22 protein-coding genes are annotated in these 24,845 nt (G+C 59.8%); 12 read left to right on the forward strand and 10 right to left on the reverse strand.

What is annotated here, in order from left to right; genetic code table 11:
- Both parC and ACVWYU_RS27975 read left to right on the forward strand, forming a co-directional pair.
- Complete coding sequence (gene parC / locus ACVWYU_RS27970) at window positions 1–2,268, forward strand: DNA topoisomerase IV subunit A (RefSeq protein WP_090328470.1); 2,268 nt, start codon at window positions 1–3, stop codon at window positions 2,266–2,268.
- A gap of 230 nt (window positions 2,269–2,498) precedes the next feature.
- Window positions 2,499–3,212: a PqiC family protein gene (locus ACVWYU_RS27975; protein ID WP_090328471.1), complete on the forward strand. Its 714-nt coding sequence runs from the start codon at window positions 2,499–2,501 to the stop codon at window positions 3,210–3,212.
- A 225-nt stretch (window positions 3,213–3,437) separates the two neighbouring features.
- On the opposite strand, the gene ACVWYU_RS27980 is transcribed toward ACVWYU_RS27975, so the two are convergent.
- Window positions 3,438–4,958 (reverse strand): AhpA/YtjB family protein, encoded by a 1,521-nt coding sequence (locus ACVWYU_RS27980; RefSeq protein ID WP_090328474.1) that lies wholly within the window; start codon window positions 4,956–4,958, stop codon window positions 3,438–3,440.
- Between the two features lie 135 nt (window positions 4,959–5,093).
- On the opposite strand from ACVWYU_RS27980, the gene serB reads away from it, so the two are divergent.
- Window positions 5,094–6,308: a phosphoserine phosphatase SerB gene (gene serB, locus ACVWYU_RS27985; RefSeq protein WP_034148725.1), complete on the forward strand. Its 1,215-nt coding sequence runs from the start codon at window positions 5,094–5,096 to the stop codon at window positions 6,306–6,308.
- Between the two features lie 127 nt (window positions 6,309–6,435).
- Here serB and asd read toward each other — a convergent pair whose 3' ends face one another.
- The 3 genes from asd to ACVWYU_RS28000 are packed head-to-tail and all read right to left on the reverse strand — an operon-like array spanning window position 6,436 to window position 9,711.
- Window positions 6,436–7,296 (reverse strand): archaetidylserine decarboxylase, encoded by an 861-nt coding sequence (gene asd, locus ACVWYU_RS27990; RefSeq protein WP_047536672.1) that lies wholly within the window; start codon window positions 7,294–7,296, stop codon window positions 6,436–6,438.
- Window positions 7,297–7,314: 18 nt separating this feature from the next.
- A complete protein-coding gene (locus ACVWYU_RS27995) occupies window positions 7,315–8,130 on the reverse strand; it encodes a rhodanese-like domain-containing protein (protein ID WP_457374215.1) in 816 nt (271 codons plus the stop codon).
- Window positions 8,131–8,172: 42 nt separating this feature from the next.
- Window positions 8,173–9,711 (reverse strand): HDOD domain-containing protein, encoded by a 1,539-nt coding sequence (locus ACVWYU_RS28000; RefSeq protein WP_457374216.1) that lies wholly within the window; start codon window positions 9,709–9,711, stop codon window positions 8,173–8,175.
- Window positions 9,712–9,877: 166 nt separating this feature from the next.
- Here ACVWYU_RS28000 and motA point away from each other — a divergent pair, with 166 nt between their 5' ends.
- Entirely contained in the window at window positions 9,878–10,729 is an 852-nt protein-coding gene (gene motA / locus ACVWYU_RS28005) for a flagellar motor stator protein MotA (RefSeq protein ID WP_090328484.1), read from the forward strand.
- Between the two features lie 3 nt (window positions 10,730–10,732).
- Window positions 10,733–11,773, forward strand: a complete 1,041-nt coding sequence (gene motB / locus ACVWYU_RS28010) for a flagellar motor protein MotB (protein ID WP_457374217.1) — start codon at window positions 10,733–10,735, stop codon at window positions 11,771–11,773.
- A 136-nt stretch (window positions 11,774–11,909) separates the two neighbouring features.
- Here the strand turns inward: motB and ACVWYU_RS28015 are convergent, their stop codons facing one another.
- The 5 genes from ACVWYU_RS28015 to rsgA form a co-directional block, all read right to left on the reverse strand.
- Window positions 11,910–12,341, reverse strand: coding sequence for a hypothetical protein (locus ACVWYU_RS28015; RefSeq protein ID WP_457374218.1), 432 nt, complete (start codon window positions 12,339–12,341; stop codon window positions 11,910–11,912).
- A 439-nt stretch (window positions 12,342–12,780) separates the two neighbouring features.
- Window positions 12,781–13,272 (reverse strand): toll/interleukin-1 receptor domain-containing protein, encoded by a 492-nt coding sequence (locus ACVWYU_RS28020; protein WP_457374219.1) that lies wholly within the window; start codon window positions 13,270–13,272, stop codon window positions 12,781–12,783.
- Window positions 13,272–14,231, reverse strand: a complete 960-nt coding sequence (locus ACVWYU_RS28025; RefSeq protein ID WP_247257212.1) for a caspase family protein — start codon at window positions 14,229–14,231, stop codon at window positions 13,272–13,274. Before ACVWYU_RS28025 ends, ACVWYU_RS28020 begins: the two co-directional genes overlap by 1 nt.
- Before the next feature lie 2 nt (window positions 14,232–14,233).
- Complete coding sequence (locus ACVWYU_RS28030) at window positions 14,234–14,641, reverse strand: TIR domain-containing protein (protein ID WP_047536690.1); 408 nt, start codon at window positions 14,639–14,641, stop codon at window positions 14,234–14,236.
- Between the two features lie 212 nt (window positions 14,642–14,853).
- Window positions 14,854–15,885, reverse strand: a complete 1,032-nt coding sequence (rsgA, locus tag ACVWYU_RS28035; protein WP_090328495.1) for a small ribosomal subunit biogenesis GTPase RsgA — start codon at window positions 15,883–15,885, stop codon at window positions 14,854–14,856.
- 107 nt (window positions 15,886–15,992) lie between these two features.
- On the opposite strand from rsgA, the gene orn reads away from it, so the two are divergent.
- Together orn and ACVWYU_RS28045 are read left to right on the forward strand one after the other, a co-directional pair.
- Window positions 15,993–16,535, forward strand: a complete 543-nt coding sequence (orn, locus tag ACVWYU_RS28040) for an oligoribonuclease (RefSeq protein ID WP_248915317.1) — start codon at window positions 15,993–15,995, stop codon at window positions 16,533–16,535.
- Window positions 16,536–16,683: 148 nt separating this feature from the next.
- Window positions 16,684–17,295, forward strand: coding sequence for a trimeric intracellular cation channel family protein (locus ACVWYU_RS28045; RefSeq protein WP_090328500.1), 612 nt, complete (start codon window positions 16,684–16,686; stop codon window positions 17,293–17,295).
- A 105-nt stretch (window positions 17,296–17,400) separates the two neighbouring features.
- Here ACVWYU_RS28045 and queG read toward each other — a convergent pair whose 3' ends face one another.
- Window positions 17,401–18,465, reverse strand: coding sequence for a tRNA epoxyqueuosine(34) reductase QueG (gene queG / locus ACVWYU_RS28050; protein ID WP_247257210.1), 1,065 nt, complete (start codon window positions 18,463–18,465; stop codon window positions 17,401–17,403).
- A 63-nt stretch (window positions 18,466–18,528) separates the two neighbouring features.
- On the opposite strand from queG, the gene ACVWYU_RS28055 reads away from it, so the two are divergent.
- Genes ACVWYU_RS28055 through miaA form a run of 5 tightly spaced genes read left to right on the forward strand, consistent with a single transcriptional unit; the run spans window position 18,529 to window position 24,795 of the window.
- Entirely contained in the window at window positions 18,529–20,028 is a 1,500-nt protein-coding gene (locus ACVWYU_RS28055; RefSeq protein WP_457374220.1) for an NAD(P)H-hydrate dehydratase, read from the forward strand.
- Window positions 20,016–20,486, forward strand: a complete 471-nt coding sequence (gene tsaE, locus ACVWYU_RS28060; protein ID WP_090328509.1) for a tRNA (adenosine(37)-N6)-threonylcarbamoyltransferase complex ATPase subunit type 1 TsaE — start codon at window positions 20,016–20,018, stop codon at window positions 20,484–20,486. The genes ACVWYU_RS28055 and tsaE overlap by 13 nt, the downstream gene beginning before the upstream one ends.
- Complete coding sequence (locus ACVWYU_RS28065; protein ID WP_457374221.1) at window positions 20,487–21,917, forward strand: N-acetylmuramoyl-L-alanine amidase; 1,431 nt, start codon at window positions 20,487–20,489, stop codon at window positions 21,915–21,917.
- A gap of 8 nt (window positions 21,918–21,925) precedes the next feature.
- Complete coding sequence (gene mutL, locus ACVWYU_RS28070) at window positions 21,926–23,824, forward strand: DNA mismatch repair endonuclease MutL (protein ID WP_457374224.1); 1,899 nt, start codon at window positions 21,926–21,928, stop codon at window positions 23,822–23,824.
- Entirely contained in the window at window positions 23,824–24,795 is a 972-nt protein-coding gene (gene miaA, locus ACVWYU_RS28075) for a tRNA (adenosine(37)-N6)-dimethylallyltransferase MiaA (RefSeq protein ID WP_247257208.1), read from the forward strand. The genes mutL and miaA overlap by 1 nt, the downstream gene beginning before the upstream one ends.
- The last annotated feature ends 50 nt before the right edge of the window (window positions 24,796–24,845 follow it).

The raw sequence follows: 24,845 nt of genomic DNA on the forward strand, positions 1-24,845 counted from the left end.
ATGAGCGATATCCTTGCAGACAGCTTGGACGGCGTAGAACGCCGTTCGCTGGCTGACTTCACTGAAAATGCCTACCTCAACTACTCCATGTACGTGATCATGGACCGTGCCTTGCCGCATATCGGCGACGGCCTGAAGCCGGTCCAGCGGCGCATCATCTACGCCATGAGCGAGTTGGGACTGGACGCCGACGCCAAGCACAAGAAATCGGCGCGTACCGTCGGTGACGTGCTCGGTAAATTCCACCCCCACGGCGACTCGGCCTGCTACGAAGCCATGGTCCTGATGGCCCAGCCGTTCAGCTACCGCTACACGCTGGTGGACGGTCAGGGTAACTGGGGTGCGCCGGACGATCCCAAGTCCTTCGCCGCCATGCGTTACACCGAGGCCCGGTTGTCGCGTTACTCCGAAGTGCTGCTCAGCGAACTGGGCCAGGGCACTGCGGACTGGGGGCCGAACTTCGACGGTACTCTCGACGAGCCGCTGGTGTTGCCGGCACGTTTGCCGAATATCCTGCTCAACGGCACCACCGGTATTGCCGTGGGCATGGCCACTGACGTTCCGCCACACAACCTGCGCGAAGTCGCCAGTGCTTGCGTACGTTTGCTCGATGAGCCCAAGGCCACGGTCGAACAGCTCTGCGAGCACATCCAGGGCCCGGACTATCCGACCGAAGCGGAAATCATCACGCCGCGTGCCGACCTGCTGAAAATCTACGAAACCGGTCGCGGTTCCGTGCGCATGCGCGCCGTGTACCACATCGAAGACGGCGACATCATCGTCACCGCGCTGCCGCATCAGGTTTCCGGCGCCAAGGTGCTGGAGCAGATCGCCGCGATGATGCAGGCCAAGCCGTCCAAGGCTCCGCAGATCGCCGATCTGCGCGATGAATCAGACCACGAGAACCCATGCCGGATCGTGATCATTCCGGGCACCCGCAAAAACTTTGATCACGATGCATTGATGCAACACCTGTTCGCCAGCACCGAGCTGGAGTCGAGCTACCGGGTCAACATCAACATCATCGGGCTGGACGGCAAGCCGCAGCTGAAAAACCTGCGGGCCTTGCTGGTTGAATGGCTGGAATTCCGCGTTCAGACCGTGCGTCGTCGCCTGCAATTCCGCCTCGACAAGGTCGAGCGTCGCCTGCACCTGTTGGACGGTTTGCTGATTGCCTACCTCAATCTGGATGAAGTGATTCACATCATCCGCACCGAGGAACATCCGAAAGCCGCACTGATCGAGCGATTCGCCCTGAGCGAAATTCAGGCCGACTACATTCTCGATACTCGTTTGCGTCAGTTGGCGCGACTGGAAGAAATGAAGTTGCGTGCCGAACAAGATGAGCTGCTCAAGGAACAAGCCAAGCTGCAAGCCTTGCTGAGCAGTGAAGCCAAGCTGAAAAAGCTGGTGCGCACCGAGTTGATCAAGGACGCCGAAACCTACGGCGATGACCGTCGCTCGCCGATCGTCGAGCGCGCCGAAGCCAAGGCCCTGACCGAACACGATCTGCTGCCGAACGAGAAAGTGACCGTCGTGCTGTCGGAAAAAGGCTGGGTTCGTTCCGCCAAGGGGCACGAAATCGACGCCACCGGGCTTTCCTACAAGGCCGGGGATGGCTTCAAGGCCCTGGCGGCGGGGCGCTCCAACCAGTTTGCGGTGTTTATCGACTCCACCGGTCGCAGTTATTCGGTGGCGGCGCACACGTTGCCATCGGCCCGTGGCCAGGGCGAGCCGCTGACCGGCCGTCTGACACCGCCGCCGGGGGCCAGTTTTGAATGCGTGCTGATGCCCGAGGATGATGCGCTGTATGTCATTGCCTCGGACGCCGGCTACGGCTTCGTGGTCAAGGGTGAAGACCTGCAGGCCAAGAACAAGGCCGGCAAGGCCCTGTTGAGCCTGCCGAACAACGCCAAGGTGATCCTGCCGCGTCCGGTGGCTGATCGTGAGCAGAACTGGCTGGCTTCGGTGACCACCGAAGGTCGCCTGCTGATCTTCAAAATCAGCGATCTGCCACAATTAGGTAAGGGCAAAGGCAACAAGATCATCGGGATTTCCGGTGAGCGAGTGGCCAGTCGCGAAGAGTATGTGACGGACATCGCCGTTCTGCCGGAGGGCGCCACCCTGGTGCTGCAGGCCGGAAAACGTACCTTGTCACTGAAAGCGGACGACCTCGAACACTACAAAGGTGAGCGTGGGCGTCGTGGTAACAAATTGCCACGTGGCTTCCAGCGGGTAGATGCGCTGCTCGTCGAAAACCTCAATTAAGCGTCTAGGGGGCTTTCTTGGCTACTTTCGCGGAGGCGAAAGTAGTCAAGAACGCCACCCTAGAGCGTTCGATCTACGATTTAACCCGTAGATCGGCGCTTTCGCGCTGGAGTCGGAACGCATATTCACGGATGATATGGCCTTTCAAGCGCCGGCGTGGCCGAGCGTTCTTCATATTTATTGAGTATTTTCACTGTGGTCAGCCTTGTGGCGATCACCTGGATGGGACGATGACTGCTCTGCGCCTTCCTTTTATTTTGATGCTCGCTGGCGTTCTTGGCCTGGCGGGTTGCAGCGTTCACCAGCCAGTGTCGCTGTATCAACTGGACAGCGGAAGTCCGGTTCAGCCTGCGCAAAGCGCGGGCATGGCGGTTTTGCTGGGTCCGGTAACCGTTGCTGACTACCTGCAACGCGAAACCCTGTTGCAGCGTCAGCCCGACGGCAGCTTGCAAGCCTCGCTCGATGGTCGCTGGGCCGGTAGCCTGTCTTCCGATATTGACCAGCTATTGCTGCGTCAGGTCTCTGGGCGCCTGGACAGCCAGCGTGTCGTGCTGGCACCCGCCAACGCGGGTTTCACGCCGGATGTTCAGGTGTTGCTGACCATCACGCGCCTGGACTCGGGTGAAAAGCAACCGGCGATCCTCGATGCGCAATGGCGTCTGATCGATCGCCGTGGTCAGGTGCGCGATAACCGCATCATTCACCTGCAGGAGCAGCATGCCGGTACCACGGCGGCCCAGGTCCAGGCTCAGGGCGTTTTGCTGCAGCGACTGGCAGAACAGCTGTCTGTCGCGCTCAAGCCGTTGGCCAACCAGCCACCGATTGCCGAAGCGCCAAAAAAACCGGCGGCCAAGCCTGCGGCGCCAGCGGCAGAACAGGATAAACAGCCGAAAATTCCGATGGCTGCGCCGATCCGGACAGATATGGAAGTGTTCCGCTTCTAAGCCCGGATGGAATCTGAACAAGGCCCGCGTTGATGCGGGCCTTGTTGTTTCTGCTGGTTGGAGAACTTCGCACTCAGTGCTGACCTCATCGCGAGCAAGCTCGCTCCTGCATTGGATCGAAGTCCTCAGTGGGAGCGAGCCTGCTCGCGATGAGGCCGCAACGGACAACAAAAAAGCCCGCAGACGAGGGATCATCTGCGGGCTTTTTCACAGCGGGCTTAAGGGTTATGCGCGGCGTTCATGCATCCGCGCCAGCTGCCGCTCAAGCATCGACGGATAAGGCTCCATCAAACGCTCCACGCAGCAAGCCCCTTCAGGGCTGGCAATCGGGCGGATCCGCGCACGCTGGCGGATCAGCGCGTCGTCGCCGATCTTGCGCTCGACCAGCAGCAGGTTGCGGCTGTGTTGCGACAAGGCCAGGGCGTCCTGGGCGGTGTCCGTCAGCAGCAGGTCGATCTGGCTCAGGCCGAACAGGTCGTCACCCAGGGTCAGGCCCAATTGCAATTGCAGGGTGATGCCGCTGTCGGCGACTTCGATCTGCAACTGATGGCCCAGCGCCCGCAGCAACTCTCCACAGCAAATGGCATTGGTCAGGTAATCGTCGCCGCTGTCTTCACTATGGAACAGCATCAGCGTGCTGCCGTCGTTCAGGGTGTGCAGTTCGCTCTCGTAGAGCGAGGCAGCCTGGTCGAGACAGTCACGGTAACGCTTGAGCAGTTCTTCCAGGCGGGTACGAGGCAGGCGCCGCAATTGCTCCTGGGAGCCCAGTTGCACCGCCAGTACGGCGCTGTGCTGCGGCACGTTCGAAACGACAGGTCGCGCGGCCGGAATCGGTGCACTGTCTGTCGAGTCATCGAGCAAATCGGCGAAGGCATCTTCGTCATCGTCTTCGACGGTGCTGATGGTGCGTCGTGGCGCCGCTTTCATCGCAGCCATCGGGCGGCTTTCGTCAAAGCTTGGGTCCCGCAGGTTGCGTACTTCGAAGCCCGGCTCTGCGTCGTCGATGTCATCCATTTCCGGCTCGGGTTCCGGCACAGGCTCTGGCTCGGCAGGTTCCGGTGCGAAGTTGGCATGCAGCTGGCGAGCCAGATCGCCGATCTCGTCCTGACGTTCGGTGGCCGGTGTGTATTCGTCGATATTGCGCAACCACACCCGCAATTGCAGGAGCGGCGTGGAGATATGCCGACCCAGGCGCAGGCTCAAGGCCAGGGACAGGGCCAGCAGAATCGCGCTCAGGATGCCCATGCTTTGCAGGCTGATGGTCATCGGTTGCTGGAACTGATCCATGTCCAGGCTGATGCGCAGCTGACCGGCGGTCACGTCCTGGAAAGTGATCTTGCTCTGGTACATGCCTTCGGCTTCGCCCAGCAGGCCGTGCTTGGGGCGCTGACCGGCTTCGGCGAGGATGCGGTTATCCACGCTATAGATAGCAGCGTGGGCCACCAGCTTGTTCTTGGTCAGGTTGTTGAGCAGCACGTTGAGGCTGAGGATGTCGTTGGACACCAATAGCTCGGTGGCCGAGGTGGCCGTCTGCGTGGTCAGGCTTTCGCCCAGCGCGTCTGCCTGCTCGTGCATGGCCTGCTTGAACTGCAAACCCATCACGCAGGCGTAGATCACCAGGGCCAGAGCGACCAGGATCACGTTATGGCTGGCGATGCGCAATGCAATCGGTACACGGCGGTGGCGCAGTGCACGGAAGATCAGCAGGAAGAAGTTGTCGGTTTTTACTGGCGTGGGCCGGTTCACTTGAGCTCGGCTCTTTTATCCGTGAAGTTGACGCGCAGTATAGCGACAGGGTCTAGACCGGCAAAGCGCTCACGGTGCCCGATGGTCACTGAAAGTGGGTAGAATGCGGTTTTTTTCCACTTGCGGGGGTGCGCCTTGCGCGAAATCGTCCTGATAAACATCACGGGAGTCGACCGTCCCGGTCTGACTGCGGCCATTACCGGCGTTCTGGCCCAGGGTGGTGTGAACATTCTCGACATCGGTCAGGCGGTGATCCACGACACCCTGTCGTTCGGCATCCTGGTTGAAATTCCTGACACTGAGCAAGGCAAGTCGGTGCTCAAGGACATCCTGTTCAAGGGCTACGAGCTCGATCAACAAGTACGTTTCACACCGGTGTCCGAAGAGGATTACCAGCAGTGGGTCGGTAACCAGGGCAAAAAGCGCCACATCGTGACGCTGCTGACCCGCAAAGTGACAGCCGGGCAATTGCAGGCCGTGAGTTCGATCACCGCCAAATATGGCCTGAACATCGACCACATCGATCGGTTGTCGGGGCGCATGCCTTTGGATACACCGGCGGATAAAGGCAAGGGCTGCATCGAGTTTTCCGTACGTGGCGAAGCGGCCGATCCGCAGGCGCTGCGCGCCGAATTCCTCAGCGTCGCCCAGGAGCTGAACGTCGACATCGCGTTCCAGGAGGATTCGCTGTTCCGTCGTAACCGTCGCCTGGCGGTGTTCGACATGGACTCGACCCTGATCGAAGCCGAAGTGATCGACGAACTGGCCAAGGCTGCCGGTGTGGGCGACAAGGTCTCGGAAATTACCGAACGGGCGATGGCCGGCGAACTGGACTTCCGCGCCAGTTTCAAAGAGCGTCTGGCGTTGCTCAAAGGTCTGGATGTTGGCGTACTTGATTCCATCGGTGCGTCCCTGCGCCTGACCGAAGGCGCTGAAACCCTGTTCGCCGAACTCAAGCGCCTGGGTTACAAAACCGCCATCCTGTCGGGCGGTTTCACCTACTTTGCCAAGCAATTGCAGGCCAAGCTGGGCATTGACTACGTGTTTGCCAATGAGCTGGAAGTGGTGGATGGCAAGGTGACCGGCGTGGCGATCGAGCCGATTGTCGATGCGCAGCGCAAGGCTGATCTGCTGAAGGAACTGGCGCACAAGGAAGGTTTGCGTCTGGAGCAGACCATTGCGGTCGGCGACGGCGCCAACGACTTGCCGATGCTGGCGATTGCCGGATTGGGCGTGGCGTTCCGCGCCAAGCCGCTGGTCAAACAGTCGGCGAAGCAGGCGATTTCCACCCTGGGACTCGATGGTGTGTTGTATCTGCTGGGCTTCCGCGATCGTGACGGCCAGCTGTAACACTGCAAAACACTTGTAGGAGCGAGCTTGCTCGCGATGGACGTTAACGATGACGCGGGCATTCTGAATGTCCGCGGCGCCCTCACGTTCTTCGCGAGCAGGCTTGCTCCTGCACGGGTGGTGTCTATCAGGCTTTCGGTGAGCCCATCCCCTGGCCCATCTGCACCGGCGAACCCGCCGCCAGTTCTTCAGCCCACTTCACTTGATCCGGCCCGAACAGCACGATAGCGGTCGAACCCAGCTTGAAGCGGCCCAGTTCCGCACCCTTTTCCAGATGGATCGGCGCACGAGCGGCTTCGTCGTAGCGGAAGGTTTTCAGTTCGCGCTTCGGCGGCGTCACCAGGCCGGCCCATACGGTTTCGATCGATGCCACGATCATCGCGCCCACCAGCACGACGGCCATTGGCCCGCGCTCGGTGTCGAAGATGCACGCCACACGCTCGTTGCGGGCGAACAGTTCCGGGACGTTTTCGGCGGTGGTCTGGTTGACCGAGAAGATTCGGCCCGGGATGTAGACCATTTCGCGCAGAGTGCCGGCCAGCGGCATGTGCACACGGTGGTAGTCCTTCGGCGACAGGTAGATGGTTGCGAAATCACCGCCCATGAACGGCGCGGCGTTGGCCGCATCGCCCCCCAGCAATTCCAGCACGCTGAAGCTGTGGCCCTTGGCCTGGAACACGCGACCGTGCTCGATCGGACCCAGTTGGCTGACCGCGCCGTCGGCCGGGCTGAGGATCGCGCCCGGAGTCTGGTCCAGGGGGCGTGCACCGTCTTTCAGGGCGCGGGTGAAGAAGGCGTTGAAGTGCTCATAGGCCGTCAGGTCTTCGACCAGCGCCTGGGACATGTCCACCTGATAACGCTTGGCGAACCATGCGGTGAACGCATTCTTGAACCAGCGCACGCGGCATTCGGCGATGCAGCCGGCCAGTCGCGAGAGCAAGTGGTGGGGCAGCAGGTACTGGCTGAGGATAAACAGACGCTTGTTCATTAACTGTCCTTAAAAACCTTAAATCTCTACAGGGGTGTCGGGATGGTTGCCCCATTCGCCCCAAGAGCCGGCGTAGCCTTTGACCCGCGGATAACCGAGGGACTTGGCCACCAGATAGGTGAAGCCAGAACGGTGGTGAGTCTGGCAGTGGGTAATCACTTCTTTGTCTTTGCTGATCCCGAGTTGTTCGAGGATCTGCGGCATGTCGGTGCGGATACGCAGGTTGCGGGCCTTGTCCATGCCGGCGGTCCATTCGAAATTGACCGCGCCAGGAATGTGTCCGCCCTTGGCCGCCAGGACTTTTTCGCCGGAGTACTCCAGCGGCCCGCGCGCGTCCCAGATCGCCAGGTCGGCAGCGCCGAGGCGGCATTGCAGGTATTCGCGAGTGGCAGTGGGTTCGTCATGCAAGGTCAATGCAACCGGGCCGCCCGCAGGAGCGGGAACCTGGATCGACATGGGCAAGCCTTCTGCCAGCCAGGCCGTCAGGCCGCCGTCGACATAGTGGTATTTGCTGTGGCCGATGACATCCAGAAGCCAGATAAAACGCCCGGCCCAACCGCCGCCTTCGTCGTCGTAAACCACGTAGACCGCGTCGGGATTGTGCCCCAGTTCACCGAACAACGCTTCGAGTGCCGCTTGCGGCGGCATCAGCCCGGGCGCCGGCGGCTGCCCGAGCTGTGTGCGTTTTGGGTCGACAAACCGTGCACCGGGAATATGCCCTTCGGTGTAGCGGGCGCTGCTGGTCAGGTCCACCAGGATCAGATCACGGGCGTCGAGGCGAGGGAGCAAGTCGCTCGGTTCGATCACCAGCGGCAAGCCAGAGAAGTCAGACATGTGAGGTCTCCAGGGCACAAAAGGGAGGATTGTAGCGCAGCGCTATTGGCCGCGGCGGCTAAAGTTTTGCAGTGCTTTCTCGATGCACTGCGCCGTTTTGCCAAAGGCTTGCACGGTGATTTCCGAAAACGGCCCGCCGCCCTGATCGGCCACGACAATCATGATCACCCGACCATTGTTGACCAGCGAGCGCAGCAGCAGGTGCTCGCCGCTGAACTGCGCGCGCAGGCCATTGGGCAGTCGGGCTGAAAATTGCGCGTTGTTGGTCGGGTTGATTCGTACCTGGGCCTGTTGTGAAAGCAGGCGCTGCAGCACGGTACTCTGGCTGACTGCGAAATTCATCGCCGCCACTTCCTTGGGCAACCCCGCCGTTTGGTGCACTCGCAGGTTGGCGTGGGTGCGGTCGGCCATCAGGATCATGACGCGACGCATGCCGCACGCGACCAAGGCGTCCCGGGCGGCGATGGTCAAGTGCATGGCATTGGTGAAACGACTGGGCTCGAACAGCAGCTCGGCACATTGTTTACGCCATTTCGCCAGGTCCTCGGCGGTGGGCGCCGCCGCAGGCAACAAGCTGGCGTGGATGCGATTCATGCCCCACGGCCAAATCAGCGATTCGGCGGGGTGCCAAAGGTCCGGCATGGCGTGATGGCGCGCGCTGTTGGCTGCCTGTTGGTGCAGTTGCTGTTGCACTTCGTCCATCGGTATCTGCAGGTAAAGGCTGGTCAGATACTGCCACCGCTGACTGTGCGGACTGTCCCAGGCTTGTTGCGCCGACAGTGCCAGGCCGTTGGCCAGCAACACGGTGTTGGCCGGTTGATTGAGCCAGCGGCGCAGGGTCGGATCGTCATCGAGGCGGTTCTGTTGCCGCAATGGATGCTCGCTGTCGCGGGCAATGCGCAGAACCTTCACCAGTTCCCGTTGCTCGGTGAGCAGCAGACGGTAGCCCTGCTGCACCCAGATCGGCAGGCGCCAGATGTCCGTCAGGGCCTGACCGATTTCCAGCAGGCGTACGCCAAACAATTGCTTTTCGACTTTGCGCGCCGACTCGCCTTTATGGATGACCCGCAGTTCCCAGTCTTCAAGCAATTGCGGATGCGTGAGCGCCAATGGCCATAGCGGCGACAGAAACAGCAGGCTGCCCCAATGGATGTCCTGCCACAGGCGCGCCAGGCGACCGGCAAAAAAACCGTTGGCCTGTTGCGTGGCGTGCTGGCTGATCATCTGCAACTGACGCAGTGCTTTCGGAATATCGGCCTGAGGCAGTACAGGCAACCGGTCGAGCAGTTCTTCGGTGCGTTTGAGGCCGAGGCGATTGATCGCGACCTCAAGGTTTTCCGCCGGCTCGGTCATGCTGCCATGGGTGTGTCGGTTGGCTTCGCGAATCACGCTCAAGGCCAGGGCCGGGCTTTCCTGCATCAATTCGGCGATGTCGCGCAACGAGCTGCGTTGGTCGCGAATGGCCCGCCAGACGCGGTCGTGACTGGCTTGTGGAACCGGCAGGCGCACGCCATCGAGAAGCTTGACCCAGCCTTCGAGAGTGGTCGGTTTTGGAGTTGGAACGTTCGTTTCGTTAGGCATGTCGGGAGGCGATCATCGTCAGCGTTAACTGTGCCCGGAGCGGGTCAAATTGGCTTTTCGCCTGAACTGGCTATAGTCTGGCGCAGTTTTGCCGATAAGTAGAAGAAGAGATTTTTTAACTTCCGAATATGACCTTGAACCCGACTCAGTAAGTGCTCTCCTACCTATGGCTAAAATTATCGGCATCATCGTCGTATTCGCGAGCGTGCTCGGCGGATACGTGCTCTCCCACGGCAAAATTGCAGCCCTGATCCAGCCTTTCGAGGTGATGATCATCGGCGGCGCGGCCCTCGGTGCGTTCCTGCAGGCCAACCCTGGCTACATGACGATGCACGTGCTCAAGAAGTCCCTGAGCATGTTCAGTTCGCGTTTCAACCATGGCTTCTACCTTGAAGTGCTGGGCCTGATCTACGAGATTCTCAACAAGAGCCGCCGTGAAGGCATGATGGCGATCGAAGGTGACATCGAAGATGCCGCCGCGAGCCCGATTTTCGCCAAGTACCCGGCGGTCCTGAAGGATGAGCGCATGACCGCGTTCATCTGCGATTACCTGCGCATCATGTCTTCCGGCAACATGGCTCCCCACGAGCTTGAAGGCCTGTTCGACATGGAACTGTTCAGCCTCAAGGAAGACCTGGAGCATCCGTCCCACGCGGTGAACGGCATCGCTGACGCCATGCCCGGTTTCGGTATTGTCGCGGCGGTACTGGGTATCGTGGTGACCATGGCGTCCCTGGGTGAAGGTGACCAGAAGTCCATCGGCCTGCACGTGGGTGCGGCACTGGTCGGTACTTTCTTCGGTATTCTCGCCGCCTACGGCTTCTTCGGCCCGTTGGCCCATTCCCTGGCCCACGATGCCAAGGAAGAACTGAACGTCTACGAAGCCATCAAGGCCTCGCTGGTCGCCTCGGCTTCCGGCATGCCGCCATCGCTGGCCGTGGAGTTCGGACGCAAGGTTCTGTACCCGGCGCACCGTCCTAGCTTCGCCGAGCTGGAACAAGCGGTTCGCGGTCGCTAAGTCATGGAGAACAATCAGCCGATAATCATCAAGCGCGTCAAGCGCTACGCCGGTGGGCATCACGGGGGCGCCTGGAAAATCGCCTTCGCCGACTTCGCCACGGCGATGATGGCGTTCTTCCTGGTGTTGTGGCTGTTGTCCACGGCAACACCGGAGCAGAAGATCGCCATCGCCGGTTACTTCAAGGACCCGATCGGCTTCTCCGAAAGCGGCACGCCATACATCATCGATCTGGGCGGCACGCCGACCCTGGCGCCGGAAAAAACCCTCAACCCCGAGGTGAAGTCCCAGCCGCAGCCGGACAAGGTCACTGTCGATACCGATCAGGTCGAAGGCATGGCCGAGATGGTCGAGAAGGAACGTCTCGAACTGTTGCTGCAAGAGCTGCAGAACAAGGTCGAAGAGAATCCGCAGCTACAGAAATTCAAAGACCAGATCATGTTCGAGATCACTCCGGACGGTTTGCGCATCCAGATCGTGGACGCCGAAAACCGGCCGATGTTCGACTCGGGCTCAGCCCGTCTGAAGCCATATTTCGAAGATATCCTGCTGGCCATGGCTGACACGATCAAAGCGGTACCGAACAAGATCAGCATCAGCGGCCACACCGATGCCAAGCCGTACACCGGCACCGGCGATTTCGGTAACTGGGAGCTCTCGGCCAACCGTGCAAACGCCGCTCGCCGTGCGCTGGTCGCGGGCAGCTATCCGGATCAGCAAGTGGCGCGTGTCGTGGGTTACGCCTCATCGGCGCTGTTTGATCGTGAACATCCGTTCAATCCGGTCAATCGCCGTATCGACATCATCGTGCTGACGAAGAAAGCCCAGCGTGCCATCGAAGGCTCGCAAGGTGCCGAACCTGCACCTGATGCGCCGCAAGGTTCGACGGCTCCCGACGCCGCACCGGCCACGCCAACCGACCCGAATGCGTTGCCGGCGGACAAGGAACCGCTGCCGGCACATGAGCTTCGCCAGCGACTGAACCTGTTTGATGATCCGGCGCCAAAAAAGGTTGAACCCGGTGCTCCGCCTGTGAAACCGTAATTTCCACGAAAGGAAGAGACAATTTTGGGGTGACGTCATTCAGTTTTGAGGGCACTAAAAAACCCGTATCTTTCGATACGGGTTTTTTTCAGCTGCGTACTGGCAATGAACCCGGCGTTTTTCGATAAGAATCAAGCTATTTTGCTATCGATGTAAAATTAATCATAAAAGTACCGCCGATTAACGCAGGTTTGTCTTCATTGGTGTATCTGTAACAGTTAAAAGTGCCTGAAAAAGACGTCTCGCTAGTATTGGTAATGAACAATTCCCCTCGTTGTGCATACCACGATTCTGGATCGTTCGGTAAGCCCTTGCCTGGCTCAAATCTGATGACGTTTGAGTCGGGCGTTAAAATATGAGGTCCTTGGCCCCAGCCTGCCGGGATGACAAATAAGATGTGTTCGCCGTTTTGGCTTGAGGCGTTAATGTAACGATGTTCATTGTTGGTGTTGCCATGTAAGAAATATGACTCGAAGCGAAAGTCAGCGATAGACATTTTCATCATGGCCGACACGTGGCCGGTCATTTTTCGAACGTTATGTTTTTTATCTAATTCCTTGATGTTCATATGTAAGTGCTCTTGCGAATTTAAAAGGCGGGATGCCGGCGATCTATTGATTCTGCTCGTAAGGTCCAGGGAGCAATTAAGATAAGTGGCCGGTAAACACTGCATCCGGCTTTATCAATGCTATTTGCATTCCTCAGGCAACATAATCAATGAGGCTTTTGCTTTCATCTACTGTCATATCTGACAGGTTGTTAGATCGAGTGGTAATAAGTGAGCTTTATAGTCTTTGGATCGGCTATAGGTATGCAGTTTGGCCGGGGGGGCGAAACAGGAAAGGTTCGGTGACGGGAGTAAGCGATTACTGTAAATGGCAGCCCGTCAACTAATGAGGCTGTTTTCGGTGGTGGGGCTGAAATAACGCCCCACATCTCTTGATGAGGTCATTCCCTTTAAATTTTTCCAGGTGTCGTTCATTCATACAAGCCAAGTGATATCGGCTTCAGAATCCGCGAATAATTCTGGATTTGAGATCAGTATGAAATCGATCGGCGTTCGTTCTGTTGACGCTTCGCATGGATTCGTTGCCGGTGACCGAATCCAGCGCCATCGAGCGTTTGAGTGTCACTTCATTGCGATAGGCATCAATGAAAAAGTCGATGTCCTGTTCACGCGTCAGTTTCGGCCATTTATCGAGGTACAGCGGCAGTTCTGTCGGTCCGGTCTTGAACGAGCAGATACGCCGGTTGGTAATAGTCGCCTCGCCGATTTCGAACGGCACCCACCATGACAACGCCGTCTTTTCCGACACCACCGCCAGCAGATGCGTGCATTCGCTGATGTTGCGGGTGATGACCCCGGTAATGTCATCGGTGGTCTGGGATTCTGGGTCCAGTACATCGAGGTAGGTCTTGATATTGGCCTGCATCAGACGGCTGTTGATGTTCATCGCATAGGGGCGGTCCATATGGCGGTAGCTGATAAACACAGGCATCAGAAGTGTCCTTTGATCGCGAGTTCACGGTAATAGGCGCCGAGGGCGGTGAGGCGACAGCCGGTGGAGTGAATGGCGGCGTAATACATGTGTTCGGCGTCCACCGGTTCGATCAGGCTGTGACGGTTGCACTTTTGCAGTTGGGCGAAGACTTCGCCTTGCTCCGGATTGAATTCGGGCTCGGTGGGCTCGAAGGTGGGGGCGAGGGGGTAGACCGACTCCGCCTCGGGGAACCACTCGGGCAGTTTGCGCAGTATTTCCTTGGGGATCAGTGGCGAAACTTCGCGCAATGAAATGAACTGCGAGACATTGGTCTTGAACACCGGCCGCTGCTCCCAGGCGTCGAGGGCGTTGTCGACGAATGAATAGAGGCTGCCGGGGGTTATTTTGCCTAGGATATTCGCGGCACCGCCATGTAATGCCTGAAGCAGTAAACCGGTGAAGACTCCGTGACCGGCACCTTCCATCGCCGGCTGTTCTTTTTTGCATGCCGTCAGAATGGTCATGCCCTCGCCAATCACGCTGCCTTCGCTGCGCAATACGCGTGTTTCGCCGGCCGACCCACCCTGGCAGCAGTCGAGAATGATCACCTTGTTTTTGATTTTCGTGGCTTTGCTCGCCCAGTTCAGGATGTCGCTGATCCGGATGCCGTCCTTCGCGGATTTGTAATCCTGAGGAATCAGCATGCCTTCGTCGGTATCGAGGTCGAAACTGCCGTGGCCGGCGAAATACAGCAGCGCGACATTGCAGTCACCGGAGAACAGTTCACGGATCTGGTCTTCGAGCTTTTCGCGACTCAAGTAGTCTTCGGCGGAAGTGAGCACGATGTTCTTGAAGTTCGGATCTCCATTGGCGTCGGTCTTCAACACCGAGGCCATGGCCATGGCGTCGTTGTTGCAGCCACTCAACTGGGACACATGGGTGTAGTTGTTAATGCCGATAAACAGTCCCTTGCGCATGGTTACACCGCCGTGTGCTGGCGAATGGCACTGACGATGCTGTTGGTGTTCCACGCACATTCGGCATGTGCGGCGTCCCGTACCACCGTCGAAATACGCTCGGCGCCGAAGGGTTTGATCGCGATGATCACCTTGCCCATGCGCTTGGCGATTTCGATCTCCTTGTTGATCCACTTGCTATAGGCCGAATACATCCCGGCCATGATCAGCACCGCCGAACAAGGTCGGATTTTGTTTTCAATGGCCAGCTCAAGTTGCTTGTCGGTTTGTGCGCCAACGATTGGGTTGTGTGGGGGGACTGAAAAATTCTTGAAGGTGAAGGTCGGGTGCGCGGTGAGCAGTTTTACCAGTCTGTCGTGGGCATCGGAGTAGTTCCACGAATGGCTGATGAACAGGTGGTAGGTTTGCATGGGTGTCCCTCGGTGTCGCCTGAATGCGAAGAGGGCTCGAATGTATGCAATTGAGGAGCGCTAACAAGGCTTGCGCGGCGAATCAGAAATGTCCTGCAAGTGCTTGGATGGGCGTCTTACAGAGGCGTCTGACGTGTAAGGCGGATGGGTATTTGTAGGCGGAAACGAGCGACCGCCCGTCCCCGAGGGGGCAGGGCGGTCGGTGCCTCTGTTTAGTAGCCGTTTTCCGGCAGGCTGGCGATGATCGAGCGGTAGCTGTTCATTCGTTGTTGCTGAACGCGGCCATCTTCCAGAGCCTTGAGCAGGGCGCATCCGGGCTCGCGGTCGTGCTTGCAGTCGCGGAAGCGGCAGGTGCCGAGCAGGTCGTTGAACTCGATGAAACCGGCTTCGACATCGGCACGGCTGACATGGCCAAGGCCGAATTCACGGATGCCGGGGGAGTCGATCAACTCACCGCCACCGGGGAAGTGGAACAGTCTAGCGGTAGTGGTAGTGTGCGTGCCTTGGCCGGACAGCTCGGACAGCGGGCCGACGCGGGTTTCGACGTTGGGCAGCAGGCTGTTGACCAGCGACGACTTGCCGACACCGGACTGGCCGACGAACACGCTGATGCGACCGTCCAATTGCTGCTGGAGTTGTTCCATGCCGTTGCCATGGTGCGCCGACACTTCCAGTACCGGGTAACCTAGCGTGCGGTAAACCGCGAGCAAGGCGTTCAATGCCGGGGCGTTGTGCTCGTCGATCAGGTCGAATTTGTTCAACAACAGCAGCGGCTTGATGCCGGCATGCTCGGCCGCGACCAGATAGCGGTCGATCAGATTGGCATGGGGCTCGGGCAGCGGAGCGAAGACGATCACGATCATGTCGACGTTGGCGGCGACCGGCTTGAGCTGACCACGGCTGTCCGGACGGCAGAGTTCGGTGTTGCGTGGCAATTGCGCCACGATCACGCCGATGCCCTGATTGCCGGCGCGCCAGACAACGCGGTCGCCGGTCACCAGTGCCGGCAGGTTGGCGCGCAGGTGGCAACGGAAAACCTCACCGGCCTGTTCGCCATCCACGGCCTCGACTTCGACTTGCACGCCGAAGTGCGCGATCACCAGACCGTGCTGTTCCGGGCCCAGATCGCCGCCCTCAAGTGCCTCGACAGCCGAGGACTCGCGTTTGGCGGCGCGGGCAGCGCGTTCGCCCTGAATCTTTTCGATGCGCCAGTTTTGACGACGATTGAGTTGGCGTTTGGCCATGGGTGTTCCGTATCAATAATGCAGCGATTAGGTAAAACGGCCGCGAGTTTAGCACGCCCGGCCACCGGCCTAGGCTAAACTGCGCAGCATTGCCTAGGAGCCGACACATGCAAAACCCGCAGAATCTGATCTGGATCGACCTGGAAATGACCGGTCTGAACCCTGATACCGACGTCATCATCGAAATGGCCACCATCGTCACCGACAGTGATCTGAACACGCTGGCTGAAGGTCCGGTGATCGCCATCCATCACAGCGACGAAGTCCTCGCCGGCATGGACGAGTGGAACACCCGTCAACACGGCGGTTCCGGGCTGACCCAGCGCGTGCGCGAGAGCCGCATCAGCATGGCCGAAGCCGAAGCCGAAACCATCGCCTTCCTCGAGAAGTGGGTGCCGAAAGGCAAGTCGCCGATCTGTGGCAACAGCATCTGCCAGGACCGTCGCTTCCTTTATACCCACATGAAATCCCTGGAAAGCTATTTCCATTACCGCAACCTCGACGTGTCCACACTCAAAGAGCTGGCCGCGCGCTGGGCGCCGGACGTGCGTGACAGCTTCAAGAAAGGCAGCACCCACCTGGCCCTGGACGATATTCGCGAGTCCATTGCCGAGTTGCAGCACTACCGCAAGCATTTCATCAAGGCCTGAGCCTTAAACCCGATCTATAGGAGCTGGCTTGCCAGTGAGGGGCCCTTGAGGACGCTTTCGCCGGCAAGCCGGCTCCAGAGAGTTGCGCCCTCTTTTGGTGCTTGGGTGAAGTCAGTAGACTGCGCGCCTTTCTGCAAGGACCGCCACCATGTTGTTGATGCTCTACCTGATTGCCATCACCGCCGAAGCCATGACTGGCGCTCTGTCCGCGGGGCGTCGCGGCATGGACTGGTTTGGCGTGGTGCTGATCGCGTGCGTCACGGCACTGGGCGGGGGATCGGTGCGTGATGTGTTGCTGGGGCATTACCCGCTGACTTGGGTCAAGCACCCGGAATACCTGGTGCTGACCTCCATCGCGGCGATGTTCACGGTGTTCACGGCGCGCTGGATGCGTCACTTGCGTTCGCTGTTTCTGGTGCTTGATGCCGTCGGTCTGGTGGCATTCACCCTGATCGGCTGCATGACCGCCCTGGAAATGGGCCACGGCATGCTGGTCGCATCGGTCAGCGGGGTGATCACCGGAGTATTCGGCGGCATCCTGCGGGATATTTTCTGCAACGATATTCCGCTGATCTTCCGCCGGGAGCTCTACGCCAGCGTCTCGTTCGCTGCGGCGTGGTGCTACATGCTCTGTCTTTATCTGAATTTACCCGGAGAGCAGTCGATTCTGATCACCCTGTTCGGCGGTTTCCTGCTGCGCTTGTTGGCGATCCGTTTTCACTGGGAAATGCCCAAGTTCGTCTACAACGACGAGCCCTGAGGCGATCCCCTGTAGGGGCGAGCTCGCTCGCGATGGTCGTTAACGATAACGCTATAAACCCGACACCCCGTGGCGTGCTCAAGTTTTTCGCGAGCAGGCTCGCTCCTACGGGAGGCCGTGTTGTTTCAACGCCCACTCGACATGCTCGCGGACCAATTCAGACGGGTGATCTCGCCGTGCTTTCAGCGCCTCCAGCACCGGAATCGTTGAAGGCGCGTTGCCCAGGCCCACCGCCAGGTTACGCAGCCAGTTTTCGTAACCGGTGCGGCGCAAGGGTGAGCCTTCGGTGCTGCTCAGGAATTTATCCTCGTCCCACATGAACAGGTCGGCCAATTGAGCGTTGTCCAGGTTGTGTCGCGGCTTGAAGTCGCTTTCGCCGGACGGCCGGGCGAAGCGGTTCCACGGACAGACGATCTGACAGTCATCGCAACCGAACACTCGATTGCCGATCAGCGGTCGCAGGTCTTCGGGGATCGCGCCTTTGAGTTCGATGGTCAGGTAGGAAATGCAGCGTCGGGCGTCCAGCACATAGGGGCCGACGAAGGCGTTGGTCGGACAGATGTCGAGACAGGCGCTGCAACGCCCGCAATGTTCGGTGGCGTGAGGCGGGTCTACCGGCAGCGGCAAATCAACGAACAGCTCTGCGAGGAAGAAATAACTGCCGGCCTTGCGATTCAAGACCAGAGTGTTCTTGCCGATCCAGCCCAGGCCGGCTTGTTCAGCGATGGCTTTTTCCAGAACGGGCGCACTGTCGACAAAGGCGCGAAAGCCGAACGGGCCGATTTCGGCTTGAATCCTTTCCGCCAGTTGTTGCACGCGTTTGCGGATCAATTTGTGGTAATCGCGGCCCAAGGCATAACGCGAGACGTAGGCTTTTTCCGGTTGGGCGAGCATTTGCGCCATTTGCGTGTCGCCTGCCAGGTAATCCATGCGCAGGGAAACGACTCTCAATGTGCCCGGCACCAGTTCTTCCGGATGCGAGCGTTTGCTGCCGTGGGCGCCCATGTAGTCCATTTCGCCGTGGTAGCCGGCCTCGAGCCAGCGCTCCAGATGCTGCTCATGCTCGCCCAGGTCGAGGCCGCTGATGCCGACTTGCTGAAAGCCCAGCTCGCGACCCCAGTCCTTGATGGATTGGGCGAGAGCGGGCAGATCTGTAGTAATAGCGGGCATGAGGCGAGAGAAACCGGAGCTGAGGTGCGTATAATTCTGCCAGACATCGGAGCCTGAAGACGCATGCCGCACACTAAAGATGATTTACCCGACGCGCTGTACAGCGCCGCACAGGTCCGAGGGCTTGATGCGAGCCTGATCGCGGCCGGCACGCCCGGCTTCGAATTGATGCAACGCGCGGCGCGTGCGACCTGGCGAGCACTGGTGCGACAGTGGCCATCGGCGAACGAATTGAGCGTGTTGGCGGGGCAGGGCAACAATGCCGGTGATGGCTATCTGGTGGCGGTGCTGGCCCGGCGCGCCGGATGGACGGTACGTGTATTGGCAGTGGGCGATCCGCAACGGTTGCAAGGCGATGCCGGCCTGGCCCATGCCGAGGCCGTGTCTGAAAAAGTCTCCATTGAAGCATGGAGCGCGCAGTCCGAATTGCGCGGTGTCGTACTCGACGCCCTGCTCGGTACGGGTCTGAGCGGCGACGTGCGTGAGCCGTATGCCAGTGCCATTGCTGCGATCAATGCCAGCGGTCTGCCCGTGGCCGCGGTGGATATCCCTTCCGGGCTGAGCGCCGATACCGGGCGCGTTCTCGCTCATGCGGTACGTGCCGACCTGACCGTAACGTTCATCGGTTTGAAAGTGGGTTTGTTCACCGGTGATGCGGCGGATGTGGTGGGCGAACTCGTGTTCAACGACTTGCATGCCGATCCGCAGCTGCTTGGGGGCGCGCCGATCAGTGCGCGTCGTCTGAATGCCGGCAACCTGCCGCGCCTGGCTTGGCGGGCGCCTGCTTCTCATAAAGGCAAATTCGGCCATGTGCTGCTGATTGGCGGCGATCGCGGTTTCGGCGGCGCGATCCTGCTCAGTGCGCAAAGTGCATTGCGCAGCGGTGCCGGCATGGTGTCGGTGGCCACTCGCAGCGAACACGTGCCTGCGGCATTGGCCAGGATCCCCGAGGCGATGGTCGTGGGCGCTTCGTCAGCCAATCAGTTGATGGGATTACTTCAAAAGGTTTCCGTGTTGGTGGTCGGCCCCGGACTGGGCCAGGCGGCTTGGGGGCGCAGTCTTTTGTCGGCTGCCGCCAATGCGTCGTTGCCGCAAGTCTGGGATGCCGACGCGCTGAACATGCTGGCCGAGGAACAGGTGAGTTTGCCCAGGGATTGTGTGATCACCCCGCATCCGGGCGAAGCTGCTCGCTTGTTAGGCATCAGCACGGCGCAAGTTCAGGCAGATCGGCCGGCTGCCGCCCATGCGCTGAGCAAAAAATATACAGCGGTCGTGGTGCTCAAAGGCGCCGGCAGTTTGATCGCCAGTCCTGACGGGCGGTTGGCGGTATGTCACCAGGGGCATCCGGCGATGGCCGCCGCCGGATTGGGCGATGTGCTGGCCGGTTTGGTCGGTGCATTGATCGCTCAGGGCATGGAAGCGTTCGATGCGGCGTGCCTGGCGGTCTGGCTGCATGCCAACGCCGGTGAGCAACAAGGTAAATTCGGCCGTGGGCTGGCGGCCAGTGATTTGATACCAGCCATTCGTCAGTTGTTGGAGGAGCAAGCACCGTGTCTGAAGTAACCCTGTACCTGGCTGATGAAGAGGCGATGACCGCGTTCGGCACGCGCATCGCCCAAACCACACAAGGGCACGGTCTGATCTTTCTCGAGGGGGATCTGGGGGCGGGGAAAACCACGCTGTCCCGGGGCATCATCCGTGGCCTGGGGCATGTCGGGGCGGTAAAAAGTCCGACCTTCACTTTGGTTGAACCCTACGAGATCGGCGATATTCGTGCCTTTCATTTCGACCTGTATCGCCTGGTCGATCCGGAAGAGCTGGAGTTCCTCGGTATCCGCGACTATTTCGAAGATGACGCGCTGTGCCTGATCGAATGGCCAGACAAGGGTGCAGGCTTTTTGCCAAAGCCCGACCTGACCATTACCATTAGCCCGCATGACAGCGGGCGTTCGCTGAAAATTTTGCCCCAAGGCTCGCGTGGCGAGTCCTGGTGTGCCGCTTTGGCATTGGAATCCAAATAAATGATGGGGTTAGGTATGCGCTTTCGCGCGTTGGTTGCTGCCGTTGGGGTGTTTTTTTTGGCGGTAACCGTCGACGCTGTGGCCGACACGAAGGTCAACAGTGTTCGCCTGTGGCGGGCGCCGGACAACACGCGACTGGTGTTTGACCTGACAGGCCCGGTGCAGCACAGTGTCTTTACCCTGACAGCCCCGGATCGGCTGGTGATTGACATCAATGGTGCGACCCTCGGTGCGCCGCTGAACGTCAACACCTCCAATACCCCTATTACCGCCATGCGCTCGGCCCAACGCACGCCGACCGACCTGCGGGTGGTCATCGACCTGAAAAAGGCTGTCACTCCGAAAAGCTTCTCCCTCGCACCGAACGCCCAGTATGGCAACCGGTTGGTGGTCGATTTGTTCGATAATCCGTCCGACGCCGCGCCACCTCCAGCGCCGACGCCTTCGGTCGCGACCGTTCCGGCAGTACCGGTGACTCCGGCGGAACCTGCAATCAAGTTGCCGCCAGCGCCGGCCGGCAAGCGCGACATTATTGTGGTGATCGACGCCGGCCACGGTGGCGAAGACCCGGGTGCCTCGGGCTCTCGCGGTCAGCACGAAAAGGACGTAGTGCTGGCCATCGCCCGTGAACTGCAACGCCAGGTCAGTGGCATGAAAGGTTTCCGCGCCGAACTGACCCGCACCGGTGACTACTTCATTCCATTGCGCGGCCGTACCGAAATTGCCCGCAAGAAAGGCGCGGACCTGTTCGTTTCGATCCACGCCGATGCCGCGCCTTCAGCTGCCGCATTCGGGGCCTCAGTGTTTGCCCTGTCTGATCGCGGCGCCACTTCGGAAACTGCGCGCTGGCTGGCTGACAGTGAAAACCGTTCCGACTTGATCGGTGGTGCGGGCAACGTCAGCCTCGACGACAAGGACCGCATGCTCGCTGGCGTGTTGCTCGACCTGTCGATGACGGCGTCGCTGACCTCCAGCCTGAACGTCGGTCAGAAAGTCCTGACCAACATCGGCCGGGTCACACCGCTGCACAAGCAGCGAGTGGAACAGGCCGGGTTCATGGTGCTGAAATCGCCGGACATTCCGTCGATCCTGGTGGAAACCGGGTTTATCTCCAACGCCAACGAAGCCTCGAAACTCGCAGCATCGAGCCATCAACAGGCATTGGCACGCTCTATCAGCGCCGGCGTGCGCCAGTTCTTCCAGCAAAACCCGCCGCCTGGCACTTACATCGCCTGGTTGCGTGACTCGGGCAAAATCGCCCAAGGCCCGCGTGACCACCGGGTTAGCCCGGGCGAGACACTGGCGATGATTGCGGTGCGTTACCAAGTGTCGCCGGCCACGTTGCGCAGCGCTAACAACCTGTCGAGTGACGAACTCAAGGTCGGTCAGCATTTGACCATTCCTGGCACTGAGCTGGCGGCCAAGGAATGAACGAGGTGCTGACCAACGCTGCCCGCATTGAGCTGCTCAGCCCGCGACTGGCGAACCAGATTGCCGCCGGTGAGGTGGTTGAACGCCCGGCTTCGGTAATCAAGGAGTTGCTGGAAAACAGCCTCGACTCCGGCGCCAAGCGCATTGATGTCGATGTGGAGCAGGGCGGTGTCAAACTGCTGCGGGTGCGTGATGATGGCAGTGGCATTTCTGCCGATGACCTGCCGCTGGCGCTGGCCCGTCACGCCACCAGCAAGATCCGTAATCTGGAAGACCTTGAGCAGGTCATGAGCCTGGGTTTCCGTGGTGAGGCACTGGCATCGATCAGTTCCGTGGCGCGCCTGACCTTGACGTCGCGCACCCGTGATGCCGACCAGGCCTGGCAGGTCGAGACCGAGGGCCGTGACATGGCGGCCCGCGTGCAGCCTGCGGCCCATCCGGTGGGTACCTCGGTGGAAGTCCGCGACCTATTTTTCAACACGCCGGCGCGGCGCAAATTTCTCAAGACCGAAAAAACAGAATTTGATCATCTGCAAGAAGTGATCAAGCGTCTGGCCTTGGCGCGCTTCGACGTGGCGTTCCATCTGCGCCACAACGGCAAGACGATTCTCAGCCTGCACGAGGCCCATGATGATGCGGCCCGTGCCCGCCGAGTGGCAGCGATCTGCGGTCCGGGTTTCCTGGAACAGGCGCTGCCGATTGAAATCGAACGCAATGGCCTGCATCTATGGGGCTGGGTTGGGTTGCCGACATTCAACCGTAGTCAGGCGGATTTGCAGTATTTCTTCGTCAACGGCCGTGCCGTACGCGACAAACTGGTGGCCCACGCGGTGCGCCAGGCTTATCGCGACGTGCTGTTCAATGGCCGGCATCCGACCTTCGTGCTGTTCTTCGAAGTCGATCCGGCGGGCGTCGACGTCAACGTGCACCCGACCAAACACGAAGTGCGCTTCCGTGACGGGCGCATGGTCCACGACTTCCTCTACGGTACGTTGCACCGTGCCCTGGGGGACGTGCGTCCGGAAGATCAACTGGCTGCACCAGTGGCGACGGCTATTGTTCGTCCTACCGGGCTTGAAGCAGGTGAGTTCGGTCCGCAGGGCGAAATGCGCCTGGCAGCCAATGCGCTGCTGGAGCAGCCTCAGGCGCAGCCATCGTTCAATACACCGTCCGGCTCGGGTTCGGGCGCCGGTTATCAGTACCAATACACCCCGCGACCTCAGTCCACCGTTCCAGCCGCAGAGGCCCAGGCCGCCTATCGTGAATTCTTTGCGCCCTTGCCCGAAGCCAGCGCAGTGGCGCTGCCGGCCGGCCAGGACGATATCCCGCCGTTGGGTTACGCGCTGGCCCAACTCAAGGGTATCTACATTCTTTCGGAGAACGCCCAGGGCCTGGTGCTGGTGGACATGCACGCTGCTCACGAGCGGATCATGTACGAGCGCCTGAAAATCGCCATGGCCAGCGAAGGTCTGAGCGGGCAACCGCTACTGGTGCCGGAGTCCCTGGCGGTCAGTCAGCGCGAGGCCGATTGCGCCGAAGAGCATGTCGCCTGGTTCCAGCGCCTGGGCTTCGAGCTTCAGCGGCTGGGCCCGGAAACACTGGCCATCCGGCAGATTCCGGCCTTGCTCAAGCAGGCTGAAGCCAATCGCCTGGTCGGCGATGTGTTGGCCGACCTGATGGAATACGGCACCAGCGACCGGATTCAGGCGCACCTGAACGAACTGCTCGGGACCATGGCCTGCCACGGCGCGATTCGTGCCAACCGGCGTCTGGCCTTGGCGGAAATGAACGGTCTGCTGCGCGATATGGAAAGCACCGAGCGCAGCGGTCAATGCAACCATGGCCGACCGACCTGGACCCAGTTGGGCCTGGACGATCTGGACAAACTGTTCTTGCGCGGTCGTTGATGAGCCAGCTCCCACCTGCGATTTTCCTGATGGGCCCGACTGCCGCCGGCAAGACCGACCTGGCCATCGAACTTACCAAAGTCCTGCCTTGCGAACTGATCAGTGTCGATTCGGCTCTGGTTTACCGTGGCATGGACATCGGCACGGCCAAGCCGTCGAAAGAACTTTTGGCGCAGTATCCCCACCGTTTGATCGATATTCTCGACCCGGCCGAGAGCTATTCCGCCGCGGATTTTCGCCGGGACGCCCTCGAGGCCATGGCCGAGATCACTGCACGCGGAAAAATTCCGCTGTTGGTAGGCGGCACAATGCTCTACTACAAGGCTTTGCTCGAAGGCCTGGCGGATATGCCGGCCGCCGATCCGGATGTTCGCGCGCAGATCGAAGAGGAGGCTGCACGCCTTGGCTGGCAAGCCTTGCACGAACAATTGGCGGTCATTGATCCGGTTTCTGCGGCGCGGATTCATCCGAACGATCCGCAGAGACTTAGTCGAGCGCTGGAGGTTTATCGCGTCAGTGGTCAAAGCATGACTGAGCTGCGCTTGCAACAATCTGCGCAAAGTACTGAAGCAGCCGCTTCGGGACGGCAACAATTGCCCTATACTGTCGCGAACTTGGCCATTGCTCCGGCAAATCGCCAGGTATTGCACGAACGAATTAAACAAAGATTCACTTTGATGTTGGAACAGGGATTCATCGACGAGGTCGTAGCCCTGCGTAAGCGAAGTGACCTGCATGCCGGGTTGCCGTCTATACGTGCGGTAGGCTACCGACAAGTCTGGGACTACCTGGATGGCAAGCTGACGTCAGCCGAGATGCAGGAGCGTGGAATCATCGCCACGCGCCAATTGGCAAAGCGCCAGTTCACCTGGCTGCGCAGTTGGGCCGATTTGCATTGGCTGGACAGCCTGGATCGCGACAATCTGCCGCGCGCCTTGAAATACCTGGGGACCATCTCCATATTGAGCTGAGTCCTTGCAATTGCCGTCTATCCTTGGGGGTGTGGCGGCCACAAGCCATC

The sequence above is a fragment of the Pseudomonas sp. TE12234 genome (genome assembly GCF_054061835.1).

Coding starts and splice junctions, on each gene's coding strand:
- ACVWYU_RS28015 (WP_457374218.1), bottom strand. CDS start 12,341: ATGAACATCAAGGAATTAGATAAAAAACATAACGTTCGAAAAATGACC.
- ACVWYU_RS28030 (WP_047536690.1), bottom strand. CDS start 14,641: ATGCAAACCTACCACCTGTTCATCAGCCATTCGTGGAACTACTCCGAT.
- miaA (WP_247257208.1), top strand. CDS start 23,824: ATGAGCCAGCTCCCACCTGCGATTTTCCTGATGGGCCCGACTGCCGCC.
- motB (WP_457374217.1), top strand. CDS start 10,733: ATGGAGAACAATCAGCCGATAATCATCAAGCGCGTCAAGCGCTACGCC.
- ACVWYU_RS28065 (WP_457374221.1), top strand. CDS start 20,487: ATGATGGGGTTAGGTATGCGCTTTCGCGCGTTGGTTGCTGCCGTTGGG.
- asd (WP_047536672.1), bottom strand. CDS start 7,296: ATGAACAAGCGTCTGTTTATCCTCAGCCAGTACCTGCTGCCCCACCAC.
- ACVWYU_RS28045 (WP_090328500.1), top strand. CDS start 16,684: ATGTTGTTGATGCTCTACCTGATTGCCATCACCGCCGAAGCCATGACT.
- orn (WP_248915317.1), top strand. CDS start 15,993: ATGCAAAACCCGCAGAATCTGATCTGGATCGACCTGGAAATGACCGGT.
- queG (WP_247257210.1), bottom strand. CDS start 18,465: ATGCCCGCTATTACTACAGATCTGCCCGCTCTCGCCCAATCCATCAAG.
- parC (WP_090328470.1), top strand. CDS start 1: ATGAGCGATATCCTTGCAGACAGCTTGGACGGCGTAGAACGCCGTTCG.
- ACVWYU_RS27975 (WP_090328471.1), top strand. CDS start 2,499: ATGACTGCTCTGCGCCTTCCTTTTATTTTGATGCTCGCTGGCGTTCTT.
- ACVWYU_RS28020 (WP_457374219.1), bottom strand. CDS start 13,272: ATGCCTGTGTTTATCAGCTACCGCCATATGGACCGCCCCTATGCGATG.
- ACVWYU_RS28025 (WP_247257212.1), bottom strand. CDS start 14,231: ATGCGCAAGGGACTGTTTATCGGCATTAACAACTACACCCATGTGTCC.
- ACVWYU_RS28055 (WP_457374220.1), top strand. CDS start 18,529: ATGCCGCACACTAAAGATGATTTACCCGACGCGCTGTACAGCGCCGCA.
- ACVWYU_RS28000 (WP_457374216.1), bottom strand. CDS start 9,711: ATGCCTAACGAAACGAACGTTCCAACTCCAAAACCGACCACTCTCGAA.
- motA (WP_090328484.1), top strand. CDS start 9,878: ATGGCTAAAATTATCGGCATCATCGTCGTATTCGCGAGCGTGCTCGGC.
- ACVWYU_RS27995 (WP_457374215.1), bottom strand. CDS start 8,130: ATGTCTGACTTCTCTGGCTTGCCGCTGGTGATCGAACCGAGCGACTTG.
- rsgA (WP_090328495.1), bottom strand. CDS start 15,885: ATGGCCAAACGCCAACTCAATCGTCGTCAAAACTGGCGCATCGAAAAG.